Origin of the sequence: Corallococcus sicarius (assembly GCF_003611735.1) — a bacterium.
GTDB lineage: Bacteria > Myxococcota > Myxococcia > Myxococcales > Myxococcaceae > Corallococcus > Corallococcus sicarius.
Window position 1 is genome coordinate 1 of the sequence record NZ_RAWG01000481.1, and the last position, 4,976, is coordinate 4,976.

4 protein-coding genes and 1 pseudogene are annotated in these 4,976 nt (G+C 68.2%); all 5 read left to right on the plus strand.

The features are described from left to right. Positions 1-563, plus strand: a pseudogene (locus D7X12_RS39200) (hypothetical protein); the annotation flags it as partial. A 23-nt stretch (positions 564-586) separates the two neighbouring features. Beyond that, positions 587-1,654: a cysteine hydrolase family protein gene (locus D7X12_RS39205; protein WP_120630264.1), complete on the plus strand. Its 1,068-nt coding sequence runs from the start codon at positions 587-589 to the stop codon at positions 1,652-1,654. Between the two features lie 38 nt (positions 1,655-1,692). Further along, on the plus strand, positions 1,693-2,487 hold the full coding sequence (locus tag D7X12_RS39210) for a hypothetical protein (RefSeq protein ID WP_120630261.1): 795 nt from the start codon (positions 1,693-1,695) through the stop codon (positions 2,485-2,487). Between the two features lie 30 nt (positions 2,488-2,517). Continuing rightward, positions 2,518-3,891, plus strand: a complete 1,374-nt coding sequence (gene sitA5 / locus D7X12_RS45225; RefSeq protein WP_120630262.1) for a SitA5 family polymorphic toxin — start codon at positions 2,518-2,520, stop codon at positions 3,889-3,891. Between the two features lie 13 nt (positions 3,892-3,904). Next, positions 3,905-4,621 carry an immunity 52 family protein gene (locus D7X12_RS45230; RefSeq protein WP_120630263.1) on the plus strand — a complete coding sequence of 239 codons (717 nt, stop codon included), beginning with the start codon at positions 3,905-3,907 and terminating at the stop codon, positions 4,619-4,621. Positions 4,622-4,976 lie beyond the last annotated feature (355 nt).

Genomic DNA, 4,976 nt, shown 5'->3' on the forward strand with positions numbered 1-4,976 from the left:
GGCTGTGGCGGGACGGAGCGTATGGGGCCGAGCGGTGGGGGGACGTGCTGGAAGGGCAGACGCGGCTGTTCGTGGGGCCCCGGTTCGGGCTGGGGTTCCACCGGGCCGCGGGCTTGAGGGGGGCCTTCCTGTTCGATGTGGAGCGCAAGGGCTTGAGGGATGGCATCGCGCTGCCGTGGCCCTCGGGGCAGTTGCTGGACGCGGAGGCCGTGTTCGACGGGGACACGGTGTGGCTGCTGCTCGCGGAGGAGTTCGGAGGGCGCACGGTGCACCACGCGGTGCTGCTGGGGCCGGACGGGGTGGTGCGCGCGAGCAATTGGGCCGAGGCGGGGAACGGCTCGTGGCTGGGGACGCTGCGGGGGAAGTGCGCGGTGGGGGGCGCGCTCTTCTGTGCGACGGACGCGGGGCTGACGCGCGTGGAGAACCGGCAGGGACAGCTGGAGGCCGTGCGGGAGTTCCCGGACGCGGAGCCGTTCGTGGACGCGGGGTGCCAGCTGCTGTTGTCGCGAGAGGGATTGATGGTGGTGGGGGCGCAGGACCTCACCGTGTTGCGGATGACGTGAAGTGCACGTGAAGGGGGATGGACATGGCGAAGACGACTGCGAAGGAATTGCCGCTGCCCGGGTTCTACAATGCCAACCATGCGGCCGAGTACGGGTACGGCCCGAACTCGGGGAAGCTCCAGCAGGAGGCCACTGCGTGGAAGGCGGCGCAGGGCGTGAAGGTGTCGGCGACGGACCGCTTCAACGTCCACCTGCTGCTCATCGACGTGCAGAAGGACTTCTGCTTCCCGGACGGCTCGCTGTACGTCGGGGGGCGCAGCGGCCGGGGCGCCATTGACGACAACCGCCGCATCGCGGAGTTCATCTACCGGAACCTGGGGACGCTGACGAACGTCACCGCGACGCTCGACACGCACTTCGCCTACCAGATCTTCTTCCCGTCGTTCTGGGTGGACCAGGACGACCAGCCCCTGCAGGCGCACCGGGAGGTGACGCGCGAGCAGATTGAGCGCGGCCAGGCGCGGCCGAACCCGGCGGTGGCGAAGTGGCTGTGCGGCGGCAACTACCCGTGGCTGCTCAAGCAGGTGAAGTTCTACTGCGAGGAGTTGGAGCGGGCGGGCAAGTACACGCTGTACCTGTGGCCGCCGCACTGCCTGCTGGGGAGTGATGGGCACGCGCTGTCGGGGGTGGTGCAGGAGGCGCGGCTGTTCCACTCGTTCGCGCGCGGCGTGCAGTCGTGGGCGGAGGTGAAGGGCGGCAACCCGCTGACGGAGAACTACTCGGTGCTGCGGCCGGAGGTGTTGATGCGGCATGACGGGCAGCCGCTCGCGCAGCGCAACACGCAGTTCCTGAAGACGCTGCTCACGTCGGACGCGGTGGTGATTGGCGGGCAGGCCGCGAGCCACTGCGTGAAGAGCTCCATCGACGACCTGCTGGGGGAGATCGTCGCGCAGGACGCGGCGCTGGCTCGCAAGGTGTACCTGCTGACGGACTGCATGTCGTCGGTGACGGTGCCGAACGGCAAGGGGGGCTTCGTGGCGGACTTCACGCCGCAGGCGGACGCGGCGCTCAAGCGCTTCGCGGATGCGGGCATGCACCTGGTGAAGTCCACGGACCCGTTGGCGAGCTGGCCTGACCTGCACCTGGCGTGACGTCTGGCTTTGGCACTCACACGAAAGGAGACACGGACATGAGCAAGGCGAACGGTGGCGGGGTCCAGAAGCTCTTCGAGGATGCGCACGCGGAAGGGGTGCTGAGCCCCGCGGGGTTGCAGGCGCTGACGGTGGTGGACCTGGGGGCGCAGATCCAGGCGGGCCTGGGCATCCACGTGGACGATGTGCAGGCGAGCGAGGTGGTGCTGGTGACGGTGATGCCGGATGACTCCGGGAGCATCTCGCATTCGGGGCATACGAAGACGGTGTGCGACGGGCACAACCTGGTGCTGGATTCGCTGCTGGCGAGTCAGCAGAAGGACGGCGTGTTGTTCCACACGCGCTACCTGAACGGGCACGTGCTCAATCCCTTCCGGCCGCTGGAGGACGTGGTGCGGATGCACTCGGGGAACTACACGGCGGACATGGGGACGCCGCTGTATGACCAGGCGGTGGTGCTGCTGGGCACGGTGCTGGCGAAGGCGCAGGAGTTCAGCGGCAACGGCGTCGCGGTGCGCACGGTGACGCTGTTGATTACGGACGGCGCGGACCAGGGGTCGCAGAAGGCGCGGGCGAAGGACGTGGCGGCGCTGGTGAAGGACCTGCACCGGGTGGAGAACCACATCGTCGCGGCGATGGGCATCGACGATGGGGTGACGGACTTCCGGCGGGTGTTCCAGGAGATGGGCATCGCGGACCGCTGGATTCTGACGCCGGGCCAGAGCGCGCAGGAGATCCGCGCCGCGTTCCAGGTGTTCAGCCAGTCCGCGGTCCGTGTCAGTCAGGGCGCGGCGAGCTTCAGCCGCACGGCGTTGGGTGGGTTTGGGCGGTAGCCGGGCAGGGATGCATGGTGAAATGCATCCATGACTGCGAGCGTGCTGACGCCGTGGGGACGAATCGCCACCTGGGCAATGCTGGTGGTGTTCTGGACGGGCTGTGCGAGCAGTCCCACGGTGCGCCTGCGGACGAGTGAGGGGCAGGTGCGGACGTACGCGCCCGCGGCCAGTGCGCGCCCGCCGCCCATCCGCGCGGCGGAGTTCGAGGAGGCGCTGTCACGGCTGGTGCTGGACCTGCCGTTGACGGTGCGGCCCTCGCGGCACGGGCGCGTGGTGCGCGCTTCTTCGAGCGAGGGGGCCCTGCGGGACCAGGGGCTCGCGTACCTGCTGCGCGACCGATACGGGAAGTGGTGCCGGGCCCATGAGGCGCCGGTGGATTGTCTGTCCTTGCTGGAGGACGGCGCTGGTTTCAGTGAGCTGGACCGGCTGACGTTCGCGGTGGGCATGTCCCTGGAGCCGCTGCGCGCGAGCATCGGGGAGGCGCTGCGGGACACGGTGAACCCGGCCCTCATCGTCTCCGTCATCGCGGGAGCGCTGACGTCCTGGGTGGTGCTGGCGGCAGCGCCGGAGCCGGTGTTCACCAAGGCCGCGGCGGTCCTGGCCGCCGTGATGCTGATGTACCTGGGGGTCCAGTCGTTCCTCACGGTGGTGAGGGCGTGTGGGACGTTGAAGGACGCGACGGACCGGGCCACGACGTTCCAGGAGTTGGAGGAGGCGGGAGAGGCCTTCGGCCGGACGCTGGGGCCGGAGGTGGCGCGACTCTTCGTGCTGGCGGTGACGGTGGTGGTGAGTCACGGCGTGACGCTGGGATTGTCCACAGCGCTCGCGCAGCTGCCCGGGCTCATGGAGGCTTCAATGCTCGGTGCGTCGCAGGGAAGCCTCTCGCTTTCCGCGGTGCGCGGGGTGAGTGCCGTGGCGGTGGTGGGCAGCGCCGTGGAGGTGACGCTCGCGTCCACGGCGGTGACGATGAGCGCGATGGGGCCTGCGGGTGGCGGGCTACCCTCGGGAGGCCCGGGCAAGTGGGTGCAGGTGACGGAGTCGATGTCCGAGCGAGCCCGGGCGTATCAAGCGCAGGTGACGGGAACGCCCGAGGGGCAGGCGTACCGGGTCGAAGGCGTGGGGGAGCGGGCGGACTTCGATGGCTTCGATACGACGGAGCCGTTGCTCTTGGAGGCCAAGGGGCCCGGCTATGAGAAGTTCCTTGATGGCCTCCAGGGGTTCAAGACCTACTTCAGGGGAGATATCAGGGTGCTTGAGCAAGCACGACGTCAGTTGCGGTGTGCCAACGGCATTCCTGTACGCTGGATCGTCGCAGAGGAGCGTTTCGCAGGAATGCTCAGGAAGATGTTCGCCAGGGAGAGCGTCGATATAGAGGTCGTCCTGCGTCCCACCGCTCCGTGAACATTGCCACGCCATGATTGAAACCTATTTCGCAGGCACCTATTGGATGGGGCGTCTTGAGTCAGCCAAGTCGTGTGCCCAGCGTGCGGCTGCGCTCTTCCAGTCCCTGAGCCCTCTGGAGCCGACCTGGAATCGCTGGTGTGAGCCTGGAGACTCCTTTCAGGAGGCGTCCAGGCTGCATGTGGCCACGGATGCTGGCTCATTGCGTAAATACCTTGAAAGGAAGGATCGCCGGCTCAGCGATGGATTCCTCTATGGGCTTTGGTCAGGTCCTTCCCCGGACGACACGACAAGCGTTACCGGTTCATGTGGCTCAGAGAGCCCTTGGCAGCCTTCGTCCTGCGTCCTCACGCCCCCTGAGCAGGGGCCGCTCGCGGAACGAGTCGCGACCGCCCCGCTGCTTTCCCAGGTGATTCGAGAGATGGTCCGCGCATGGGAGCCGGAATTCGGTCTTGCGACCTCGACCGAACACCTCATGAGCCTGGCGGCCCAGCGATACAAGGCGGGGACCCTTCCTGGCTGGGTGATGTACTTCTCCCGTCAACGGGGGACCGTGCCTCCGCTCCCCGCTCCCGTGCACGTAGAGCCCGTGGGGGAACTGGGGACGCTGGTGGTCCTGACCCCCGAGCGTTTCACGATGACGAATCCGGAACACGTCCGGCTGGCCGCCGAGGTTCAGCAGGTGCTCAACGACGCGGGCCTGCTGCACCCCCTGCGGCCTCTCAGCTGAGGAAGACCTCCGCAGCCCCTGTTCGCCCCTGCGCACGGGCCTCTCGGCGGTGGAAGGCCGTCAGCGTCGTCACCAGGCCTTCCACGCCTCCGAACTGGAAGCCCAGCTGTGAGCCGTAACAGGCGCAGCCCTCCAGCTTCTTCGCCAGGTGCTCCGTCCGGAGATCGCCGGGAAGAAGCGCCGGGAGATGAAACGGATTCGCATCCGATTCACGCCGCCACCTCCGCGTCCGTCGGCAGCCGCGCCCGCAGCCACTCCAGCGCCCCGGGCACCATCTCGTGCGCCCGGTGCGCGTCGCGCGACAGCTCCACCAACATCCCCGGCTCCGGCTCCACCGCCAGCACCACCCCCCCCC

What these genes read in the sequence shown, in the direction of transcription:
- D7X12_RS39210 (WP_120630261.1), top strand. Translation starts at nt 1,693, where the DNA reads ATGAGCAAGGCGAACGGTGGCGGGGTCCAGAAGCTCTTCGAGGATGCG.
- D7X12_RS39205 (WP_120630264.1), top strand. Translation starts at nt 587, where the DNA reads ATGGCGAAGACGACTGCGAAGGAATTGCCGCTGCCCGGGTTCTACAAT.
- D7X12_RS45230 (WP_120630263.1), top strand. Translation starts at nt 3,905, where the DNA reads ATGATTGAAACCTATTTCGCAGGCACCTATTGGATGGGGCGTCTTGAG.
- sitA5 (WP_120630262.1), top strand. Translation starts at nt 2,518, where the DNA reads ATGACTGCGAGCGTGCTGACGCCGTGGGGACGAATCGCCACCTGGGCA.